The organism is Streptomyces sp. NPDC020490, from assembly GCF_044335305.1.
Taxonomy (GTDB): Bacteria; Actinomycetota; Actinomycetes; order Streptomycetales; family Streptomycetaceae; genus Streptomyces.
This window is the reverse complement of the sequence record NZ_JBIRUY010000005.1, coordinates 62,549-82,151: the sequence shown is the minus strand read 5'-3', so window position 1 is coordinate 82,151 and position 19,603 is coordinate 62,549. Positions and strand designations below refer to the sequence as shown.

The 19,603-nt window shown below is 73.7% G+C and carries 15 protein-coding genes and 1 pseudogene; 13 read left to right on the top strand and 3 right to left on the bottom strand.

The window, feature by feature from the left end:
• Positions 1-6: 6 nt before the first annotated feature.
• The 9 genes and pseudogenes from ACH4ZX_RS08140 (at position 7) to ACH4ZX_RS08100 (ending at position 12,844) form a co-directional block, all read left to right on the top strand.
• On the top strand, positions 7-348 hold the full coding sequence (locus tag ACH4ZX_RS08140) for a 5-deoxy-glucuronate isomerase (protein WP_398269351.1): 342 nt from the start codon (positions 7-9) through the stop codon (positions 346-348).
• Positions 345-2,237, top strand: a complete 1,893-nt coding sequence (gene iolD, locus ACH4ZX_RS08135; RefSeq protein WP_398269348.1) for a 3D-(3,5/4)-trihydroxycyclohexane-1,2-dione acylhydrolase (decyclizing) — start codon at positions 345-347, stop codon at positions 2,235-2,237. Before ACH4ZX_RS08140 ends, iolD begins: the two co-directional genes overlap by 4 nt.
• A 14-nt stretch (positions 2,238-2,251) precedes the next feature.
• Positions 2,252-3,754 carry a CoA-acylating methylmalonate-semialdehyde dehydrogenase gene (gene mmsA, locus ACH4ZX_RS08130; RefSeq protein WP_398269345.1) on the top strand — a complete coding sequence of 501 codons (1,503 nt, stop codon included), beginning with the start codon at positions 2,252-2,254 and terminating at the stop codon, positions 3,752-3,754.
• Positions 3,755-4,057: 303 nt separating this feature from the next.
• Positions 4,058-5,458 carry an APC family permease gene (locus ACH4ZX_RS08125; RefSeq protein ID WP_398269342.1) on the top strand — a complete coding sequence of 467 codons (1,401 nt, stop codon included), beginning with the start codon at positions 4,058-4,060 and terminating at the stop codon, positions 5,456-5,458.
• Between the two features lie 168 nt (positions 5,459-5,626).
• Entirely contained in the window at positions 5,627-8,590 is a 2,964-nt protein-coding gene (locus ACH4ZX_RS08120) for an alpha/beta fold hydrolase (RefSeq protein ID WP_398269340.1), read from the top strand.
• Positions 8,587-9,459, top strand: a complete 873-nt coding sequence (locus tag ACH4ZX_RS08115) for an ABC transporter permease (protein WP_351884871.1) — start codon at positions 8,587-8,589, stop codon at positions 9,457-9,459. Before ACH4ZX_RS08120 ends, ACH4ZX_RS08115 begins: the two co-directional genes overlap by 4 nt.
• A 230-nt stretch (positions 9,460-9,689) precedes the next feature.
• Positions 9,690-9,983: pseudogene (locus tag ACH4ZX_RS08110) on the top strand (von Willebrand factor type A domain-containing protein); the annotation flags it as partial.
• Positions 9,984-10,011: 28 nt separating this feature from the next.
• On the top strand, positions 10,012-10,200 hold the full coding sequence (locus ACH4ZX_RS08105; protein ID WP_398269338.1) for a hypothetical protein: 189 nt from the start codon (positions 10,012-10,014) through the stop codon (positions 10,198-10,200).
• A 715-nt stretch (positions 10,201-10,915) separates the two neighbouring features.
• On the top strand, positions 10,916-12,844 hold the full coding sequence (locus tag ACH4ZX_RS08100; RefSeq protein WP_398269336.1) for an AMP-dependent synthetase/ligase: 1,929 nt from the start codon (positions 10,916-10,918) through the stop codon (positions 12,842-12,844).
• Positions 12,845-12,908: 64 nt separating this feature from the next.
• Here ACH4ZX_RS08100 and ACH4ZX_RS08095 read toward each other — a convergent pair whose 3' ends face one another.
• Positions 12,909-13,310, bottom strand: a complete 402-nt coding sequence (locus tag ACH4ZX_RS08095) for a rodlin (RefSeq protein WP_398269333.1) — start codon at positions 13,308-13,310, stop codon at positions 12,909-12,911.
• Positions 13,311-13,554: 244 nt separating this feature from the next.
• Here ACH4ZX_RS08095 and ACH4ZX_RS08090 point away from each other — a divergent pair, with 244 nt between their 5' ends.
• The 3 genes from ACH4ZX_RS08090 (at position 13,555) to ACH4ZX_RS08080 (ending at position 15,304) form a co-directional block, all read left to right on the top strand.
• Complete coding sequence (locus ACH4ZX_RS08090; RefSeq protein ID WP_398269330.1) at positions 13,555-13,953, top strand: rodlin; 399 nt, start codon at positions 13,555-13,557, stop codon at positions 13,951-13,953.
• Positions 13,954-14,211: 258 nt separating this feature from the next.
• Positions 14,212-14,436, top strand: coding sequence for a chaplin (locus ACH4ZX_RS08085; RefSeq protein ID WP_398269327.1), 225 nt, complete (start codon positions 14,212-14,214; stop codon positions 14,434-14,436).
• Between the two features lie 103 nt (positions 14,437-14,539).
• Complete coding sequence (locus ACH4ZX_RS08080; RefSeq protein ID WP_398269324.1) at positions 14,540-15,304, top strand: chaplin; 765 nt, start codon at positions 14,540-14,542, stop codon at positions 15,302-15,304.
• 165 nt (positions 15,305-15,469) lie between these two features.
• Here ACH4ZX_RS08080 and ACH4ZX_RS08075 read toward each other — a convergent pair whose 3' ends face one another.
• Positions 15,470-16,759 (bottom strand): NAD(P)/FAD-dependent oxidoreductase, encoded by a 1,290-nt coding sequence (locus tag ACH4ZX_RS08075; RefSeq protein ID WP_398269658.1) that lies wholly within the window; start codon positions 16,757-16,759, stop codon positions 15,470-15,472.
• On the bottom strand, positions 16,759-18,108 hold the full coding sequence (locus tag ACH4ZX_RS08070) for an ATP-grasp domain-containing protein (RefSeq protein WP_398269321.1): 1,350 nt from the start codon (positions 18,106-18,108) through the stop codon (positions 16,759-16,761). The genes ACH4ZX_RS08075 and ACH4ZX_RS08070 overlap by 1 nt, the downstream gene beginning before the upstream one ends.
• A 180-nt stretch (positions 18,109-18,288) precedes the next feature.
• Here ACH4ZX_RS08070 and ACH4ZX_RS08065 point away from each other — a divergent pair, with 180 nt between their 5' ends.
• Positions 18,289-19,593 carry a glycoside hydrolase family 26 protein gene (locus ACH4ZX_RS08065; RefSeq protein ID WP_398269319.1) on the top strand — a complete coding sequence of 435 codons (1,305 nt, stop codon included), beginning with the start codon at positions 18,289-18,291 and terminating at the stop codon, positions 19,591-19,593.
• Positions 19,594-19,603: the final 10 nt, after the last annotated feature.

Here is a 19,603-nt window from a genome sequence, read left to right as displayed (position 1 = left end):
CGCCGTATGAGCGACACGAGCGACATGAGCGACGAGCTGCGGGTGCTCCCGCGGCACGTCGGATGTACCGTGCAAACAGGTTCTGAGGAACCGCAACTCCCGGACGGGGCAAGCGTGTTCGTGTCGGACACCGGCGCGGCGCACGCCCCCCGAGACCCCCGGGTCCAGATCGCCTCCGGCGCGGGAGACCGCTTCGCCCTGGCAGGAGCGAAGTGCGAGCGACGACTCCCCGCCCGCTACGGCCCCGCGCCGGAGGTCCCGAACGGCTTCGGCCGCACACGCGTATCTCCCCGGCGTGAAAGCGCACCCGAGGGCTTTCACCCGGACCACAGGGAGGGACACCGATGACGGCGCAGACCTCGACGGCGAGGCTCACGGTCGCGCAGGCGCTCGTGCGCTTCCTGTCCGCCCAGTACACCGAGCGGGACGGCGTGCGGCGCCGGCTCATCGGCGCCACCTGGGGCATCTTCGGCCACGGCAACGTGGCGGGGATCGGCCAGGCACTGGTGGAGTACGCCGCTGACATGCCGTACCACCAGGGCCGCAACGAGCAGGCCATGGTGCACGCGGCGGTCGGCTACGCCCGCCAGTCCGGCCGGCTGTCCACACACGCGGTGACGACCTCCATCGGTCCGGGCGCGACCAACCTCGTCACCGGCGCCGCGCTCGCCACGATCAACCACCTCCCGGTCCTGCTGCTGCCCGGCGACGTCTTCGCCGGCCGCCCCGCCGACCCGGTGCTGCAGCAGCTGGAGGTCCCCCACGCCGGCGACGTGTCGGTCAACGACTGCCTGCGCCCGGTGTCGAGGTACTTCGACCGGATCACCCGCCCGCCGGCCCTGATCCCCGCGGCCCTGAACGCGATGCGCGTGCTCACCGACCCCGTGGACACCGGCGCGGTCACGCTCGCGCTGCCGCAGGACGTCCAGGCCGAGGCGTACGACTGGCCAGAGGAGTTCTTCGCGGAGCGCACCTGGGCCGTCCGCCGGCCGGGCCCCGACCCGGCCGAGCTCGCCGACGCGGTCCGGGCGATCCGGTCGGCCCGCCGGCCCCTGGTCGTCGCGGGCGGCGGGGTGCACCACAGCCGCGCCGAGGAGGCCCTCGCGGAGTTCGCGGAGGCCACCCGCATCCCGGTCGCCTCCACCCAGGCCGGCAAGGGCTCGCTGCGCCACGACCATCCGCAGGACGTCGGCGGCGTCGGTCACACCGGCACCGCGACCGCGGACGAGCTCGCCCGCACCGCCGACCTGGTGATCGGCGTCGGCTCCCGCTACACCGACTTCACCACCGCCTCCGGCACCCTGTTCACCGGCGACGGCGTCCGCTTCCTCAACCTCAACATCGCGCCCTTCGACGGCCACAAGCTCGCCGGCCTGCCGCTGATCGCGGACGCCCGCAGCGGCCTGCAGGAGCTGACCGAGGCGCTGGAGATGCACGACCACCGGGCCGCCGACTCCTACGTCGCGGAGTACACCGAGGACAAGGAGCGCTGGGAGCAGCGCGTCGACGCCTGCTTCGAGGCCGACGAGCCGGACACGCGGCCGACGCAGCCGCAGGTCCTCGGCGCCCTGGACGCCGTGGTGGACGAGACGGACGTGATCGTCAACGCGGCCGGTTCGCTGCCGGGCGACCTGCACAAGCTGTGGCGGACCCGCTCGCGCGACCAGTACCACGTCGAATACGGCTACTCGTGCATGGGCTACGAGATCCCGGCCGCGATCGGCGTGAAACTGGCCGCCCCCGACCGGCCCGTGTGGGCGCTGGTCGGCGACGGCACGTATCTGATGATGCCGACGGAGATCGTGACGGCCGTGCAGGAGGGCCTCGCGATCAAGGTCGTCATCGTGCAGAACCACGGGTACGCCTCCATCGGCGGCCTGTCGGAGTCGGTGGGCGGAGAACGGTTCGGCACCGCCTACCGTTTCCCGGCCGGCGACGGCACGTACACCGGCGCCCCGCTGCCGGTGGACCTCGCCGCCAACGCGGCCAGCCTCGGCATGCGCGTGCTGCGCGCGCGGACCGTCCGGGAACTGCGCGCGGCGCTCGCCGAGGCGCGGGCCGCCGACACACCCACATGTGTCTACGTCGAGACCGAAACGTCAGACACAGTGTCGGGCGCGCCTCCCGCGCAGGCCTGGTGGGATGTACCCGTGGCCGAGACCGCGACCCGGGCGTCGGCGGTCGAGGCACGAGAGCTGTACGAACGGCACGTCTCCACCCGACGCCGCCATCTGTGAAGGAGAAACCGGGCATGACGAAGATCGTCAACCACTGGATCGGCGGCAAGACCGTCGAAGGCGCCTCGGGTACGTTCGGGCCGGTGACCGACCCGGCGACCGGCGCCGTCACCACGAAGGTCGCCTTCGCGACGGTCGACGAGGTGGACGCGGCGGTCGCCGCCGCCAAGGACGCCTACGCGACCTGGGGCCAGTCCTCGCTGGCCAAGCGCACCGAGATCCTCTTCCGCTTCCGCGCCCTGCTGGACGCCAACCGGGACGCGATCGCGGAGCTGATCACCGCCGAGCACGGCAAGGTGCACTCCGACGCCCTCGGCGAGGTGGCGCGCGGCCTGGAGATCGTCGACCTGGCGTGCGGGATCACCGTCCAGCTCAAGGGCGAGCTGTCCACGCAGGTCGCCAGCCGCGTCGACGTGTCCTCGATCCGGCAGCCGCTCGGGGTCGTCGCGGGCATCACGCCGTTCAACTTCCCGGCGATGGTCCCGATGTGGATGTTCCCGATCGCCATCGCCTGCGGCAACACCTTCGTGCTGAAGCCGAGCGAGAAGGACCCGTCGGCGTCGCTGAAGCTCGCCGAGCTGCTCGCCGAGGCGGGCCTGCCCGACGGCGTCTTCAACGTCGTCCACGGCGACAAGGTGGCCGTCGACCGCCTGCTGGAGCACCCGGACGTCAAGGCCGTCTCCTTCGTCGGCTCCACCCCGATCGCCCGCTACATCCACACCACCGCCTCCGCCAACGGCAAGCGCGTGCAGGCCCTGGGCGGCGCGAAGAACCACATGCTGGTGCTGCCGGACGCCGACCTGGACGCGGCCGCGGACGCCGCCGTATCGGCCGCCTACGGCTCCGCGGGCGAGCGCTGCATGGCCATCTCCGCGGTGGTCGCGGTCGGCGCGGTCGGCGACGAGCTGGTGGAGAAGATCCGCGAGCGCGCCGAGAAGATCAAGATCGGCCCCGGCAACGACCCCACCTCCGAGATGGGTCCGCTGATCACCGCCGTCCACCGCGACAAGGTGGCGTCCTACGTCACCAACGCGGCCGCCGAGGGCGCCGAGGTCGTGCTCGACGGCACCGGCTACACCGTCGAGGGCTACGAGGACGGCCACTGGATCGGCATCTCCCTGCTCGACAAGGTGCCCACCACGGCGAAGGCCTACCAGGACGAGATCTTCGGCCCGGTGCTGTGCGTGCTGCGCGTCGACACCTACGAGGAGGGCCTGGCCCTCATCAACGGCTCGCCCTTCGGCAACGGCACCGCGATCTTCACCCGGGACGGCGGCGCGGCCCGCCGCTTCCAGCTGGAGGTCGAGGCCGGCATGGTCGGCGTGAACGTCCCGATCCCGGTCCCCGTCGGCTACCACAGCTTCGGCGGCTGGAAGGACTCCCTCTTCGGCGACCACCACATCTACGGCAACGACGGCACGCACTTCTACACCCGCGGCAAGGTCGTCACCACCCGCTGGCCCGACCCGGCGGACGCCCCGGCGGGCGTCGACCTGGGCTTCCCGCGCAACCACTGAGAGTCACCCGCACCCCCGGTGGGGCCGTCCGTTATACGGACGGCCCCACTTTTTTTCCGGCCGCGCTACGGTTACCGTACGGCTGAAAGTGGCCCGTTTTGCGGTCTTGACGCAACGTTAACGCTCGATGAATCGCACGATGGCGACGGAATCCGTAGGTAAACAGCCATTGACGTGATGGTTTTCGTCGGGGTTCCATTCTGGCGCCGGGAGCGGACGTAGAGACCAGGACGCGATCCGCCGGAGGCGATAGCGCGCTCCCGACCCACACCCTCAGTCGTACGAGTCGATCGGACCTGTTGCATGACCGACACGCTCCGCCCCGCCGAGACCGCCGTCGCAGCAGCGGCGGCGGACAGCCCCCAGAAGCTCAAGCGCTCCATCGGCGTGGTCGGCGGGACCCTGCTGACGCTCTCGTGCGTGACACCGGCCTCCACGCTGTTCGTGGTCGTCCCCGACCTGTTCGGCTCGCTCGGCACCGCCACCGCCCTGACGATCGCCATCGGCTCCCTCCTCTGTATCGCCGTGGCGTTCTGCTACTCCGAGCTGGGCACCCTCATCCCCAGCGCGGGCGGCGAGTACGCCATGGTGTCGACGATGGCCGGGCGCCTCGCGGGCTGGCTGGTGTTCGTCCTGTCCCTGCTGGTGGTCATGATCGTCCCGCCGGTGATCGCGATGGGCACGGCCGACTACCTCGCCCCGATCGTGCACCTCGACCCGGCGATGACCGGCGCCGGCGTGATGCTGCTGGCCACCCTCGCCGGTCTGCTCGACCTGCGCGCCAACGCCTGGATCACCGGCGTCTTCCTGGTCCTCGAGGTCATCGCGGCCGCCGTGGTGGCCTTCCTCGGCTTCGCCCACGGCGAGCGGGGCGCCGACAGCCTGGTGTCCATGCAGGTGGCCGGCGCCGACGGCCACGCGGACACCGTGACGGCCATGATGGTGGTCTCCGGCCTCGCCATCGCCCTCTTCATCACCCAGGGCTTCTCGACCGCCGTCTACCTCTCCGAGGAGCTGGAGCACCCGCGCCGCAACGTCGCCCGCACGGTGCTGGCCACCCTCGCCATCTCCACCGTGATCATCCTGGTCCCGGTCGCCGCCATCACCATGGGCGCCCCCGACATCGCCGCGCTGACCGGCGGCGACATCAGCTCCATGGTCACCGCCTGGTCCAACTCGGCCGTCGGCACCTTCGTCAGCCTCTGCGTGGCCCTCGCGATCGTCAACGCCGGCATCGTCATGGTCATCCAGAACTCCCGCGTCCTGTTCGCCTCCGCCCGCGACAAGGCCTGGCCCGAGCCGGTCAACAACGTCTTCTCCCGGCTCGGCCGCTTCGGCTCCCCCTGGGTCGCCACGCTCGCGGTCGGCGTCCCCGGCGCGCTGCTCTGCTTCGTGAACCTCGACACCCTGTACGGCGTGACGGGCGTCTCCGTCACCGGCATGTACCTGCTGGTCGCGGTCGCCGCGCTGCTGTCCCGCCGCGGCCACCACAAGCACACGCACGCCTGGCGCATGCCGCTGTGGCCCGCGGTGCCGGTGCTGCTGATCGTGGTCCTGGCCTACGTCCTCAGCCAGCAGGAGACCGGCTACCTGCTGTGGACCGGCGGCATCACCGCCGTCGCCACCGTGTACTGGGTCCTGTACCTCCGTCCGCGCAAGGACACGCGCTGGCTGGTGTCCCTCCCGGAGGACGCGCAGGCCTGAGCCCGGGGAGCCCGGGGAGCCCGGGGAGCCCGGCGAGTCCGGCGGGCCCGGCGAGTTTCGCCTACCGCGACCGCGGTACGCCGGCCCGGGCCCGTACTCCCGGGGGAGGGCCTACGACTCACCCCGGGGTCTGCCCCGGTCGCCGGCGGCGGACCGTACCGTTGACGCATGGATCTTCGACTGCCCCGCGTGCGGGGGCTGCTGCGGAGGCCCCGGAGGCTGCTGGCCGCCGGGGCCGCCGTCGTCGTGCTCGCCGGTGCCGGCACCTGGAAGGCCGTCGCCTCCGACGACGCCCCCCGGGTGCGCCGCAGCGACCGGGTGATGTCCGTGGACGGGGTGCGCCTGGACACCTCGTACTTCACCGCGGGCCCGGCCGGCCGCCGTCCGGGGGTCCTGCTGGCGCACGGCTTCGGCGGCAGCAAGGCCGACGTCCGGCAGCAGGCGGAGGACCTGGCGCGGGACGGCTACGCGGTGCTGACCTGGTCGGCGCGCGGTTTCGGCAGGTCCACCGGGAAGATCGGGCTGAACGCCCCCGACGGCGAGGTCGCCGACGTCTCCCGGCTCATCGACTGGCTGGCGGCCCGGCCCGAGGTGCGGCTCGACACGGCGGGCGACCCGCGCGTCGGCGTCGCCGGCGCCTCCTACGGCGGCGCGGTCTCCCTGCTGGCCGCCGGGTACGACGACCGGGTGGACGCCATCGCCCCCGCGATCACCTACTGGAACCTGGCGGACGCGCTCTTCCCCAACGGCGTCTTCAAGAAGCTGTGGGCGGGCGTCTTCGTCAACACCGGCGGCGGCTGCGCCAGGTTCGAGCCACGGCTGTGCCGTATGTACGAGCGGGTCGCGCAGTCCGGCACCCCGGACGCCGCCGCGCGCTCCCTGCTCCAGGCCCGCTCGCCGGCCGCCGTCGCCGACCGCATCAAGGTGCCCACGCTGCTGGTGCAGGGCCAGACCGACTCTCTCTTCCCGCTCGGCCAGGCCGACGCGGCCGCCAAGGCGATCCAGGCGAACGGCGCCCCCGTCGACGTCGACTGGATCGCGGGCGGGCACGACGGCGGCGACCTGGAGACCGGCCGCGTGCAGGCCCGCGTGCGCGCCTGGTTCGACCGCTACCTGAAGGACGACCGGCGTGCCGACACCGGCCCGGCCTTCCGCGTCACCCGCACCGGAGGCGTCGACTCCACCGACGGTGCGGCCCAGCTGCGGGGCGCGAGCGGCGACACGTACCCCGGACTGGCCGGCGGACGCAGGACGGTCGCCCTGACCGGACGCGAGCAGAGCTTCGCCAACCCGGCCGGCGCCGGCCCGCCCGCCGTCTCCGCCCTGCCCGGCCTCGGCGGCCTGGGCGGCCTGGGCGGCCTGGCCCAGCTGTCGTCGCTCGGCGTGGGGGTGTCGGCCGACTTCCCCGGCCAGTACGCGCGCTTCGAGTCGGCGCCGGTCCGCACCGACCTCAGGATCACCGGCTCGCCGACGGTCACCGTCCACGTGCGCTCCACCAGCGACACCGCCGTGCTGTTCGCCAAGGTGTACGACGTCGGCCCCGGCGGCGGGCAGCCCGTGCTGCCCGCCCAGCTGGTCACGCCGGTCCGCGTCGAGGGGGCCGGGGCGGGCAAGGACGTCACGGTCACCCTCCCGGCGATCGACCACGAGGTCCAGCGGGGACACCGGCTGCGCCTGGTCCTGGCCTCCACCGACCTCGGCTACGCCTCCCCGGCGGCCCCGGCGACGTACACCGTCTCCGTGCGGGGCGGGCTGCTGGTCCCGACGGCGCCCGGCGTGAAGACGGCCGCCGCGCCGCTGCCCGCGTGGGTGTGGTGGCTGCCGCTCGCCGGAGCGGCGGTCGCCCTGGCCCTGCTGCTGACCGGCCGCCGCCGCACCGCCGCCGCGGCCCCCGACCCGGCGCTCGCCGGCGTCCCGCTGCAGATCACCGGGCTGAGCAAGCGGTACGCCGGCGCGGCGGACCGGTACGCGGTCCGCGACCTGTCCTTCCGCGTCGAGAAGGGCCAGGTGCTCGGCCTGCTGGGTCCGAACGGCGCGGGCAAGACCACCACGCTGCGCATGCTGATGGGCCTGATCAGGCCCGACGCCGGCGAGATCCGCGTCTTCGGCCACGCCGTCCGCCCCGGCTCCCCGGTGCTCTCCCGGGTCGGCGCGTTCGTCGAGGGCGCGGGCTTCCTGCCGCACCTGTCCGGCCGGGAGAACCTGGAGCTGTACTGGCGGGCGACGGGCCGCCCGCCGGAGGACGCGCATCTGGACGAGGCGCTGGAGATCGCCGGCCTCGGCGACGCGCTGGCCCGCGCGGTGCGCACGTACTCGCAGGGCATGCGCCAGCGCCTCGCCATCGCCCAGGCCATGCTGGGCCTGCCCGACCTGCTGATCCTCGACGAACCGACCAACGGCCTGGACCCGCCGCAGATCCGCGAGATGCGCGAGGTGATGATCCGGTACGCCGCCGGCGGCCGCACGGTGATCGTCTCCAGCCACCTGCTGGCCGAGGTCGAGCAGTCCTGCACCCACCTGGTCGTCATGGACCGCGGCAGGCTCGTCCAGGCGGGCCCGGTGGACGAGATCGTCGGCTCCGGCGACACCCTGCTCGTCGGCCTCGCGGCCCCCGTCCCCGACCCGCTGGTCGAAAAGGTGGCGGCCCTCCCGGGCGTGAACTCAGCGACCCGCACCCCCGAGGGCCTCCTGATCCACCTCGCCCCGACGGCGGCACCCACTCCAGCCGGGACGCCGCTCGCGCCAGCCCCTGTCGGTGCGCCGGCCGCGCCGGCCTCCGCCGGGACAGGGGAGACGCCCGTCGCACCCGCGTCCGTCCCCGAAGGGACGTTCGTGCCGCCGGACGCCCGGGTCGCGCCCGCTCCCGCCGTGGCGTCGGACGCCCCTGCCGGAGCGCCGCAGGTGCGCGCCGGTAGGCCGGACACGGTCGACGCGCCCGCGCCCGCCCCCGTCGGGACGCCGATGGCGCCGGACGCCGCGTCCGCCCCTGCCGGTACGCCGGAGGCGCCCCGTGCCGCGGCTGCCGCGCGGCTGTTGGCCGAGTTGGTGCGGCTCGACGTTCCGGTCGCCTCGTTCGGCCCCCACCGCCGTCTGGAAGACGCCTTCCTCACCCTGATCGGAGGCTCCGCATGAGCACGCTCGCCGGGCACGGCCCGTCCGCGCAGTCCGCCTCCGGTTACCGGGCCGGCCGCACCCTGCCCCTCCGCGTCGAGCTGGTCCGGCAGTTCAAGCGGCGCCGCACCCTGATCATGGGCGGCATCCTCGCCGCGCTGCCGTTCGTGCTGCTGGTCGCCTTCGCGATCGGCGGCGACCCGGGCGGCCGCAACGCCCAGGTGACGCTGATGGACACGGCCACCGCGTCCGGCGCCAACTTCGCCGCCGTCAACCTGTTCGTGTCGGCGGGCTTCCTGCTGGTGATCCCGGTGGCCCTGTTCTGCGGGGACACGGTCGCCTCCGAGGCGAGCTGGTCCTCCCTGCGCTACCTGCTGGCCGCCCCCGTGCCCAGGGCCCGCCTGCTGTGGTCCAAGCTGGTCGTCGGGCTCGGACTCAGCCTGGCGGCCATGGTGCTGCTGCCCGTGGTGGCGCTCGCCGTCGGCACGGCAGCCTACGGCTGGGGCCCGCTGGAGATCCCGACCGGCGGCGCGCTGGAGCCGGGGACCGCCGCCCAGCGGCTGGCGGTGGTCGTGGCGTACCTCTTCGTGTCCCAACTGGTCACCGCGGGGCTGGCGTTCTGGCTGTCCACGAAGACCGACGCCCCGCTCGGCGCGGTCGGCGGCGCGGTCGGCCTGACCATCGTCGGCAACGTCCTGGACGCCGTGACCGCCCTCGGCGACTGGCGCGACTTCCTGCCCGCGCACTGGCAGTTCGCCTGGGCGGACGCCGTCCAGCCGCACCCCGAGTGGTCCGGCATGATCCAGGGCACGGCGGTCTCCGTAACGTACGCGCTCGTGCTGTTCGCCCTCGCCTTCCGCGGTTTCGCCCGCAAGGACGTGGTGTCCTAGGCCGGTCGCGGGCCGGCCCCAGGTCGACGGAAGGGTCACCCACCGGTCTCGGCGGGCCATGATCGTGGCCGTGTCGAGCCCCTTCCGCAACGCCCCGTCCCGCACGTTTCCGCCCCCTGCGACGTCACAGTCGAAGACGAGGACGCAGACGTCAACACACCCTGGGGGCAAGGAAGACGGAGCAGTACCGCACAGCACCGCCGGGCGTCTCCCGTCCGCCCGCCCGGCGCCTGCGCCGCACCCTGCTGGCGCTCACGGCCGCGGGCGGCCTGCTGCTGACGGCGGCCTGCAGCGCGAGCGAGTCCGGCGGCAGCACCGCGGACGGCCGGAAGGACGGCGCCCTCCCGGCCCCCGCCCCCGCACCCGGCGAGACCGGCGGCGAGCAGCGGCAGGACGGCACGGCCCGCGAGGCCGACCCCTCCCCGGACCTCGTCTCCACCTTCGCCCTCGACGTCGACACCGCCTCCTACGGCTACGCGCGCCGCACCCTCGCCGAGGGCCGCCGGCCCGATCCGTCGACCGTCGGTGGGCGCGGCGGGTCCCCGCGTCCAGGTGACGGCCGTCGCCGCCTACTTCGCCGACGCCCTGCGCGCCGGAGCGGACCGCGGCCACGCCATCCCCGGCGCCCCCGGCCTCGCCGCACTCCACGAGACCGCCTCGAAGCTGGCCCGGCAGACGGAAGACGAACAGGTCCGCCACCTGGCCACAGCAATAGCCCAAGCCCACCAAACCAAAACCTGAGCCCCACCCCCGGCCCCGGCCCCGGCCTCTGGCCCTGGCCTTGGCCCCTGGCCTTGGCCTTGGCCCCCGGCCCTGGCCCCGGCCCTGGCCTTGGCCTTGGCCCCCGGCCCTGGCCCCGGCCCTGGCCTTGGCCTTGGCCCCCGGCCTTGGCCCCCGGCCCTGGCCCCCGGCCCTGGCCTTGGCCCCGGCCCTGGCCTTGGCCCCGGCCCTGGCCCCGGCCCTGGCCCCCGGCCCTGGCCCCCGGCCCTGGCCTTGGCCCCGGCCCTGGCCCCCGGCCCCGGCCCTGGCCTTGGCCCCGGCCCCCGGCTCCGGCCTCGGGCCCCGGGTTCCGGCCCCCGGCTCCGGCTCTGGCCTTGGGCTCCGGGTTCCGGGTTCCGGCCCCGGCCTCGGGCCTCGGCCCCGGCCTCAGGCCCAGGCCCCGGCCCCCGGGCCCTGGCCCTCCGGCCCCGGCCGCGCATTCCGGCCCTGGGCTTCGGGCTCGGGCCTTGGGCTCCGGGCTCGGCTTCGAGCCCCGGCCCCGGGCTTCGGCCCCCGCCCCACCCCCACCCCCACCCCCGGCCCCACCCCCACCCCCGGCCCCGGCCCCGGCCCCGCCCCTCACCCCCAACGCGCCCGCGCGGATGTGGTCGGACCCATTGACCTTCCTTTACGCGCGGGTAAGTTGACTCCGGAGTAAGTTCGAGCTGTCCGTCCGAGGCCGCGACCTGGAGCCGTCATGGGTGTACGCAAGGATCTGAAACGGGCGAAACGGCGCACGGACCTGGCCGCGCGTGCCGCGGTCGAGCTCGTGCGGGACGGCACCGGCACGGTGCGCGAGGTCCGCACCGCCCCCATGGCCGCGCCGCTCACCGCCGGCAGCACCGCCGACCTGCCCTTCACCAACGCCGCCGAGGCCCCCGACGCGGTGGTCCTGCGCCGCAGGCGGGACGGCGGCTGGCAGCCGGTGACCGCCGCCGCGTTCGCCCGCGAGGTCACCGCCGTCGCCAAGGGGCTGATCGCCGCGGGCCTCGAACCGGGCGGCCGGGTGGCCGTGATGTCCCGCACCCGGTACGAGTGGACCGTCCTGGACTTCGCCATCTGGGCGGCCGGCGGCCAGACCGTGCCCGTCTACGCCACCTCCTCCGCCGAGCAGGTGGAGTGGATCGTCCGCGACTCCGGCGCCCGGTTCGTCGTCGCCGAGACCGCGGACAACGCCGGCACGGTGACGACCGCCACGGCCGGCCACCCGACGCCGCCGCGGGTGTGGCAGCTGGACGCGGACGCGCTCGCCGACCTCACCGCCCTCGGCCGCGACGTGCCGGACGACGAGGTCACGAAGCGCCGTACGTCCCTCACCCCCGGCACGATCGCCACCGTCTGCTACACCTCCGGCACCACCGGACGGCCGAAGGGCTGCGTGCTCACCCACGCCAACCTGCACGCCGAGGCCGCCAACACCGTCGAGCTGCTGCACCCCATCTTCAAGGAGGTCACCCACCAGGTCGCCTCCACCCTGCTCTTCCTCCCGCTCGCCCACATCCTCGGCCGCACCCTGCAGATCGCCTGCCTGATGGCCCGTATCGAGGTCGGCCACTGCCCGAGCCTCAAGCCCGACGAACTGCGCCCCGCGCTCAAGGAGTTCCGTCCGACCTTCCTCGTCGGCGTCCCCTACCTCTTCGAGAAGATCCACGACACCGGCCGCGCGACCGCCGAGAAGCTCGGCCGCGGCGCCTCCTTCGACCGCGCGCACCGCATCGGCGTCCGCTTCGGCGAGGCCCACATGAACAGGTTCCTCGGCCGGGGCAAGGGACCGGGCCCCGGCCTGTACGCCGCCTGGGCCCTGTACGACCTGCTGGTCTACCGCCGTATCCGCAAGGAACTCGGCGGCCGCACCCGCTACGCCATCAGCGGCGGCTCCCCCCTCGACCGCGACCTCAACCTGTTCTTCTACGCGGCCGGGATCATCGTCTACGAGGGCTACGGCCTGACCGAGACCAGCGCCGCCGCCACCGTAGTCCTGCCCCTCGGGCCCCGCCCGGGCACCGTCGGCCTGCCCGTCCCCGGCACCGCCGTACGCATCGCCGACGACGGGGAGGTGCTCATCAAGGGCGGGGTCGTCTTCGGCGCCTACTGGAACAACCCCGCCGCCACCGACGCCGTCCTGGACGACGGCTGGTTCGCCACCGGCGACCTCGGCTCCCTCGACGAGGACGGCTACCTCACCATCACCGGCCGCAAGAAGGACATCCTCGTCACCTCCGGCGGCAAGAACGTCTCCCCGGCCGTCCTGGAGGACCGGCTGCGCAGCCGCCCGCCCGTCGGCCAGTGCATCGTCGTCGGCGACAACCGCCCCTTCGTCGCCGCCCTGATCACCCTCGACCCGGAAGCCGTCGCACACTGGCTGTCGGTCCGCAAGCTGCCCGCGGACACCCCGGCGTCCGAGCTGGCACGCGACCCGCGGATGCGCGCCGACGTGCAGCGGGCCGTGGACTTCGCCAACCAGGCGGTCTCCCGCGCGGAGTCCATCCGCGCCTTCGCCCTCGTCGAGGGCGAATTCAGCGAGGAGAACGGAATGCTGACGCCGTCCCTGAAGGTCAAGCGGCACGCGGTGCTCGACGCCTACGCCGACGACATCGAGGCGCTGTACGGGGGCGGCGGCCGCTGACAGCCGCCGGGACACACCGAAGGGCGGAGCCGCCGGCCGGCGACCCCGCCCCTCGAGGACCGTGTCAGCGCTCGCTGTTGGCGGACAGCAGCGACACGTCCTCCAGCAGGTGCGACAGCGCGCCGTCGCGCTTGGCCTGCGTGGAGTTCTCGGTGCACTGCTGGTTCAGGTCGTCCGACAGGAGCGGCACGTCCTGCAGCACCGTGGCCGGACCCGGGCCGGCGGCCGCCACGGGGAGGTCGTTCACGGCGACGCAGGGCTTGTTGAAGGAACCCTGGATGAGGGCCATCTGGGGGCTCATGTTGCCGTACGTGGCGGAGTTGCCGTAGCTCTGCATCGCGCCGTTGCCGTTGGCCACGGTCGGGCCGCTGTCGTCGCCCAGAGCCATGGCCTGGGGGGCGGTCGCGGCACAGGCTCCCATGACGGAAGCGGCGACAGCCGCCGAGGCGAAGACCTTCTTGATCATTGCTCAGTCCTTTCCGAAGAGACCCCGTTCACCGGAGCTCTCTGGACAACTCCGTGCGGACGGTGCGGTTTCTCCCGTTCACCCGGTCGGCGGACACGGCGAAGCCCGCCGGAACCACCGCCGTGGCCGTCGCCGGGAAATCCGGGGCGGTGCGGCCAAGCGGGTGAACGTCCGCAACCAATGGCGCCGGGCCGGGTTGTTGTGGCCGTAGGACAGTGCGTCGCTACGAGGAAAGGAACGCGAAGTGCTCAAGAAGGCAATGGTCGCCGCAGCGGCCGCCGCTTCTGTCATCGGAATGTCGGTCGCGGCCGCTCCCACGGCTCTTGCCGCGGGTGACGACTCGGGCCCGACCGTGGCCAACGGCAACGGCGCGTCGTCGTCGTTCGGCAACTCGGCGACCAAGGGGGACAAGAGCCCGCAGTTGTCGTTCATCGAGGGTTCGTTCAACAAGCCGTGCGCGGCGCTGAACGACATCAACGTCGCGACCGCCGGTCCGGGCCCGTCCACGGTCCTGCAGGACGTGCCGCTCCTCTCCGACGACCTGAACCAGCAGTGCGCCGACAACTCCACGCAGGCCAAGCGCGACGGCGCGCTGTCGCACGTCCTGGAGGACATGGCGGTCCTGTCGGCGGTCCGCGGCTGAGGCACGCGGTCCCGAGAGCGGCGCGGCGGCCCGCGGACTTCCCCGCGCGGGCCGCTCTCCGTCATCCGTTGCTCCTCTCGGAGGAGCGGCGTCTCACGGCGTGATGCATCCGGATGAACCGGTCGTGTTCCACGTTTCCCCTTCCGCCTCTGCCGTCAATTCCTGGTGTGCAGCCTGCGGGTCATGATGCGAGCCCTTCCTGTTGTGCTCGCTCGGTTTCGGCCGTCATCGAGGCATGACCGCAGAGAAGGGATAGAGATGAAGAAGACCGCCGCTGTCGTCGCTGGTGTGGTTCTGGCCCTCGGCATGGCCGCCCCCGCCTTCGCCGACGACGACACGACCGGTGTTGCCGCGGGTTCGTCGGGTTTCCTCTCCGGCAACGTCATCCAGCACCCGGTTCACAACGACCTGAACGTGTGCGGGAACTCTTTCGGCCTCATCAGCCTGTTCAACGCGCCCACGGGCGTCTGTGTCAACCACTGACGACGCGTGATCCCGGCCATCCGGCCGGGTGAGGCCGGTCCCGGGCACCTTGCTGTGCGCCCGGGGCCGGCCCTTCCCATCTCTCAAGGAAGACCACCACGACATGCGACTGACCCTGAGCAAGGGAATGGTGGCGGCCGCCGCTGCGACGAGCATCCTGTCCCTGTGCGGCGGCCACGCCCTCGCCGATACGCACAGCGACGGAGTGGCCGCGGGCTCGCCGGGCGTTCTGGCCGGCAACAACGTCCAGAGCCCGGTCGACACACAGGCCAACGTCTGCGGCAACACCGTCGACGGGCTCGCCGCGCTCGACCCCGCCTTCGGCAACGCCTGCGCGAACACGTCGGGTACGGACGACCACCGCCCGCAGGACACACCGCCCGGGGACGACTCCGGTCACGGGGACGACTCCGGTTACGGAGACGACTCCGGTCACGGGGACGACTCGGGCTACGGGGACGACTCCGGCTACGGCGACGACTCGGGCTACGGAGACGACGCCGGTCACGGCCACGGCACGCCCCCCGAAGGCCAGCCCACACCGGGCCCCACCGGTCCCACACCGGGCCCCACCGGGCCCACGGGGCCGTCCACCGGCGGGCCCACGCCGGGCCCCAGCGGGCCCACGATGCCGCCCCCCGGTGGTGAGCAGACGCCTTCCGGCGGTCAGGTCACCCCGGCCCCGCCCTACGGTGAGAACCGCGCCCTGCCCGGCGGCGAGCGCACCGCGGCGTCCTCCGCGCGCTCGCCCCAGCTGGCCCACACCGGCAGCGGTGCCGCGCTGGCCGCCTCGGGTGCCGGTGCCGCCGCGCTGCTCGTGGCCGGCACCGTTCTGTACCGGCGAGGCCGCACCGCGTCCCGCCGCTAGCCAGGGCCTGTCCGGCGGATCACGCCGGAGACGCGGGGTCTGGCACGCCCTCCCCGGAGGGGTGCCCCCAGCGGCGTTGTCGTCGGTTGCGACTTGGTCAGCCGGACAGGCTCGAGCGCGCCGGGTGCCGGACGGTTCCGCGTCCGGCACCCGGCACCCGCGCCGCTACGCGGTGCCGCCGGGCAGCGGGACGGACGGCGAACCGGTGGCACCGCTGCCCGTGGGCTGCCGGACGATCGTGCTGGGGCCGCCCCCGGCGCGCAGCCGCCGCCGCACCCCTCGGACCAGCGCCCCCGCCGTGTAGGTCGCCCCGTGCACGAACCGCATCGCCGGGCCGAAGCCCGAGGCCGTGACCAGGCCCGCCATGAACAGGCCGGCGTGCGACGACTCGAAGTCCCGCCCCACCTCCGGCGATCCGTCGGCCACCGTGGCCAGCGCCCCGCGCAGCTCGTCCGAGAGCAGGCCCAGCCGGTCGCACGTCGCCGTGAAGCCCGTGGCCGCGATGACGTGCTCGGTCTCCAGGGACCGCTGCGAGCCCGCCGCGCCTCCCCGGCCCGCCAGGTCCAGCCGGACCCCGCCGGACACCGGCCGGGCCGCCGCGACCTCATGGCCGAGCAGCACCTCCACGGCCGGCTCGACCCGGTCCCGTACCCACCACGCCCCGGCCGGACCGAGCGCCGTCGCCGCGATCCGGGCGCGCGTCGACTCCGGCAGCCGCCGGAAGAGGCCGGGCCGCTCGGAGTAGAACCAGTTCCGCCAGCCGCACCCCAGGCCGCTCTGCGGTGAACGGACCGTCTGCCACCAGGGGCGTTCCCACGGCGGCGGTACGTCGTTCCAGCACAGCCGGTCGGCGCGGGCCAGCACCCGTACCCGCGAGCCCTCCTCGGCGAGGATGGCCGCCGTCTCCAGGGCCGCCTGGCCGCCGCCGATCACCGTGACGTCCCGGCCCTGGAACCGGGCCAGGTCGCTGTGGTGGCTGCTGTGCGAGACGAGCGAGGCGTCGAGTCCGCGCAGGGCGGCCGGGATCTCGACGAAGGGCATGACGCCCACCGCGAGGGCCACGGTACGGGCGTGGAGCACCTGCCCGTCGTCCGTGACCGCCTCGAATCCGCCCGGGCAGGGCGACACCCGGGTCACCATCCGCTCGTCCACCTCAGGTACGGCATGGCGGGCGAACCACAGGCCGTACTCGGCGAACATGTCCAGCGGGATCGGGTGCCCGTGCCGGGCGGCCACGCCCCGGCCCGAGCAGTACACGTCCAGCCGCCACCGCCCTTCCGGGTCGGAGAGGTTGGAGGCCCACGGCTCCGACTTGAGGAACATGCCGCGGGGCATGTGGTCGCGCCAGGACGCCATGGGCCGGCCGAAGACGCGCAGGTTCAGCCCGGCGGCCGCGGCGTGGGACGCGATGGACAGGCCGTAGGGGCCCGCACCCACCACCAGCAGGTCGTACATCAGCAACTGCTCGCTTTCTCGTCGTCGGTCGGGCCGGCGACATCGGTCGGTTCGTTCGGTTCGGTCGGGTGGGTCGGGTGGGTCGGTTCGTGCGAGGAGTGGGTCGGGTGGGCCGGGTGGGCCGGGTGGATCGGCTGGGTCGGCCGGGGGGCGTCGGTCCGGTCGGGCGGGCCGGCCAGGCGGTTCCGCAGGCGCCGGGAGACGTGGCGGCCCCACAGCGGCCACAGCGCGCGGCCGGGGGAGGGGTCGTCGGCGGCGTGCCAGGCCAGTTCGCGCCCGGCCGGGGAGGGCCGCAGCGCGGTCAGCGGCGCGTAGTTCTCCACCACGAACTCCCGCCCGGGCACGGGCACCCCGGGGGGCAGCGGACGGTGCGTCAGGTCCAGGTGCAGGGCGCGGACCACGTCCAGACCGGCCGCGTCGGCGAAGAGGCGGAACTGGGCGCCGGGGCGGGGGTTGAAGTCCAGCAGGTGGTAGCGGCCGGTGGTGCCGCAGCGGCGGAAGTCGAGGTCGAGGATGCCCCGGTAGCCGAGTGCGGCGGTGAGACGCTCGGAGAGCGCCTGCACCTGCGGGTTGGGCGTCCAGCGGCCCACCGCCGTCAGGCCCGCGCCGCGCGGCCAGGACCGCAGCTTGAGGCCGGGCCCGCCGCCGCGCATTCCGCCCGCCCGGTCGGCGTACCCGTGGAAGAACCAGTCGCGGTGCGGCCCGGGCGGCAGGAAGCCCTGCAGCAGCAGCCGGCTGCCCGCCTCCGCCGAGCGCAGGAACAGCTCCCGCGCCTCCCGCGCCGAGCGGACCACGACCGTGCTGCGCAGACCGCTCCCCGGGGGCAGCAGCCAGGGGCGGCTCCACTTGGCCACCACCGGCAGGCCGAGCCGCCCGGCGTCCGCGGCCGCCTGCCGCGGGCTGTCGGGGACGTGCGTCTCGGGGTGGGGGACGTCCAGGTCGGCGCACACACCGGCCAGTGCGGCCTTGTCGGCGACGCGCTCGGACAGCGTGGCGGGCAGCGCGGGCAGCAGATAGGAGGGGGCGAGTTCCTCGCGCAGCCGGCCCACGGCGAGGGCGCTCGCGTCGTCCATCGGGATCAGCACGGCCGGGCGCGGGATGTGGGCGGCCACCCGGTGCAGCGCCACGGAGATGTCGTGGGCGGACGCGCCGGGCGGCGGCGGGGGATGGATCTGGCGCACGAAGCGCGATCGGGACACGGGGCTTTCCGCGGTGTCGGCGACCACGTGCACATCGATCCCCGCTCTGCCGAGCGAACGCACGGCGCCGAGCGTGCCGTGGTGAAAGGGATTCCGGTCGATGCGCAGCAGAACGGCCGGCACGCGGGTGTCGAAAAGCGACGCGGGCATGGTGTCTTCTCACTCGATAGCCGTAGCGGCGGTGGCGTACTTGCGGATCGTGTGACTGAGTGTCAGTGACAGAAGTTCAGTGATGGACGGTCGGCGCCGGAAATTCAGCGACGGAGATTCAGTGGCGGAGATTCAGTGACGGAAATTCAGCGCAGCACGAGGACGGAGAAAGGAGCAGGAATGGCCACACAGCAGCGGCGCCCCCGGTTCGGGCGGCCGGCCGTCGTCGTGGCGGCGGTCGCCGCGACGGCCGTTCTGGCGTCGGGTCCTGGTTTCGCCGCGGGTGCGGGAACGGATCGGGTCGCCGATCCTCCCGCTCCCGCGCCGACGTCCCAGGCTCCACCGCCCGTCACGCCGCCGCCCGCCGTTCCGTCGCCCGTCACGCCGCTGCCCGCCACTCCGTCGCCCGTCGGGACCCCGCACGGCAAGGACGTCCCCGCCTTCGGCGCCTACCTCGACTACGGGGCGCTCGGCCTGGCGCGCATGGCCGCCCTCAGCCACTGGCTGGGCGGCGCCGAACTGCGCGTCGGCCACACCTATCTGCCCGGCGACCGCTGGAGCAACATCGAAGGAGCCCCCGGCTTCCTCGACATGTGGGCGGACTGGCGCACCGAGAAGGCCGACCGGATGCTCGTCCTGAACGTCCCCATGCTGGAGCGCAGCGAGGGCGGCGTCCCCGACGACGAGGTGCGCACGCTGCTGCGCGAGGGCGCCGCCGGCGCGTTCGATCACCACTTCAGGGCCCTCGCCGAGCGGCTGGTGCGGCTGCGGGTGCCGGACACGGTGATCGTGCTCGGCTGGGAGATGAACGGCATCACGTACACCCATCGCTGCGGGCCGGACCCGGAGGCCTGGAAGAGGTACTGGAACAGAATCGTCACCACCATGCGTTCGGTGCCGGGGCAGAAATTCCGGTTCGATTTCGCGCCGACCCGCGGCCGGGACGCCGTTCCCTGGACGGAGTGCTATCCGGGAGACGACACGGTCGACATCATCGGCATGGACGCGTACGACCAGCCGTCCGGACTGTCGTTCGAGCAGCAGGTGAAAGAGCCCTACGGACTTCAGCAGCACGTGGATTTCGCCAAAGCCCACGGCAAGCCCATTTCCTATCCCGAATGGGGACTCTTCCGCAACGGCGACAACGCCGAGTACATGAAACGGATGCTCGCCTGGATGGGCGAGCACAAACCGCTCTACAACACGCTGAGCGACTACTGCCCGCACGGCGTGTGGCAGTGCCCGGCCAACCCGAGGGCGTCCGCGGTCTACCGCTCCGTGCTCTCCGGCCGCACCGGCGACCTGGACCCGGCGACCCCGGCGGCCCCGGTACCCGGCCTGCCCGCCGACCCGGCCGACGCACCCACGCCCGCCGCCCCGCCGCCCTTGTCCGACTGCTCGCCGCTGAACCTCGGCGAGTGGGTCGAGTACTGGATCGGCGGGAAGATGTGCCTGCTCCTCGACCGGTGGTCGCGTGACCGGTGACCCCGCGGCG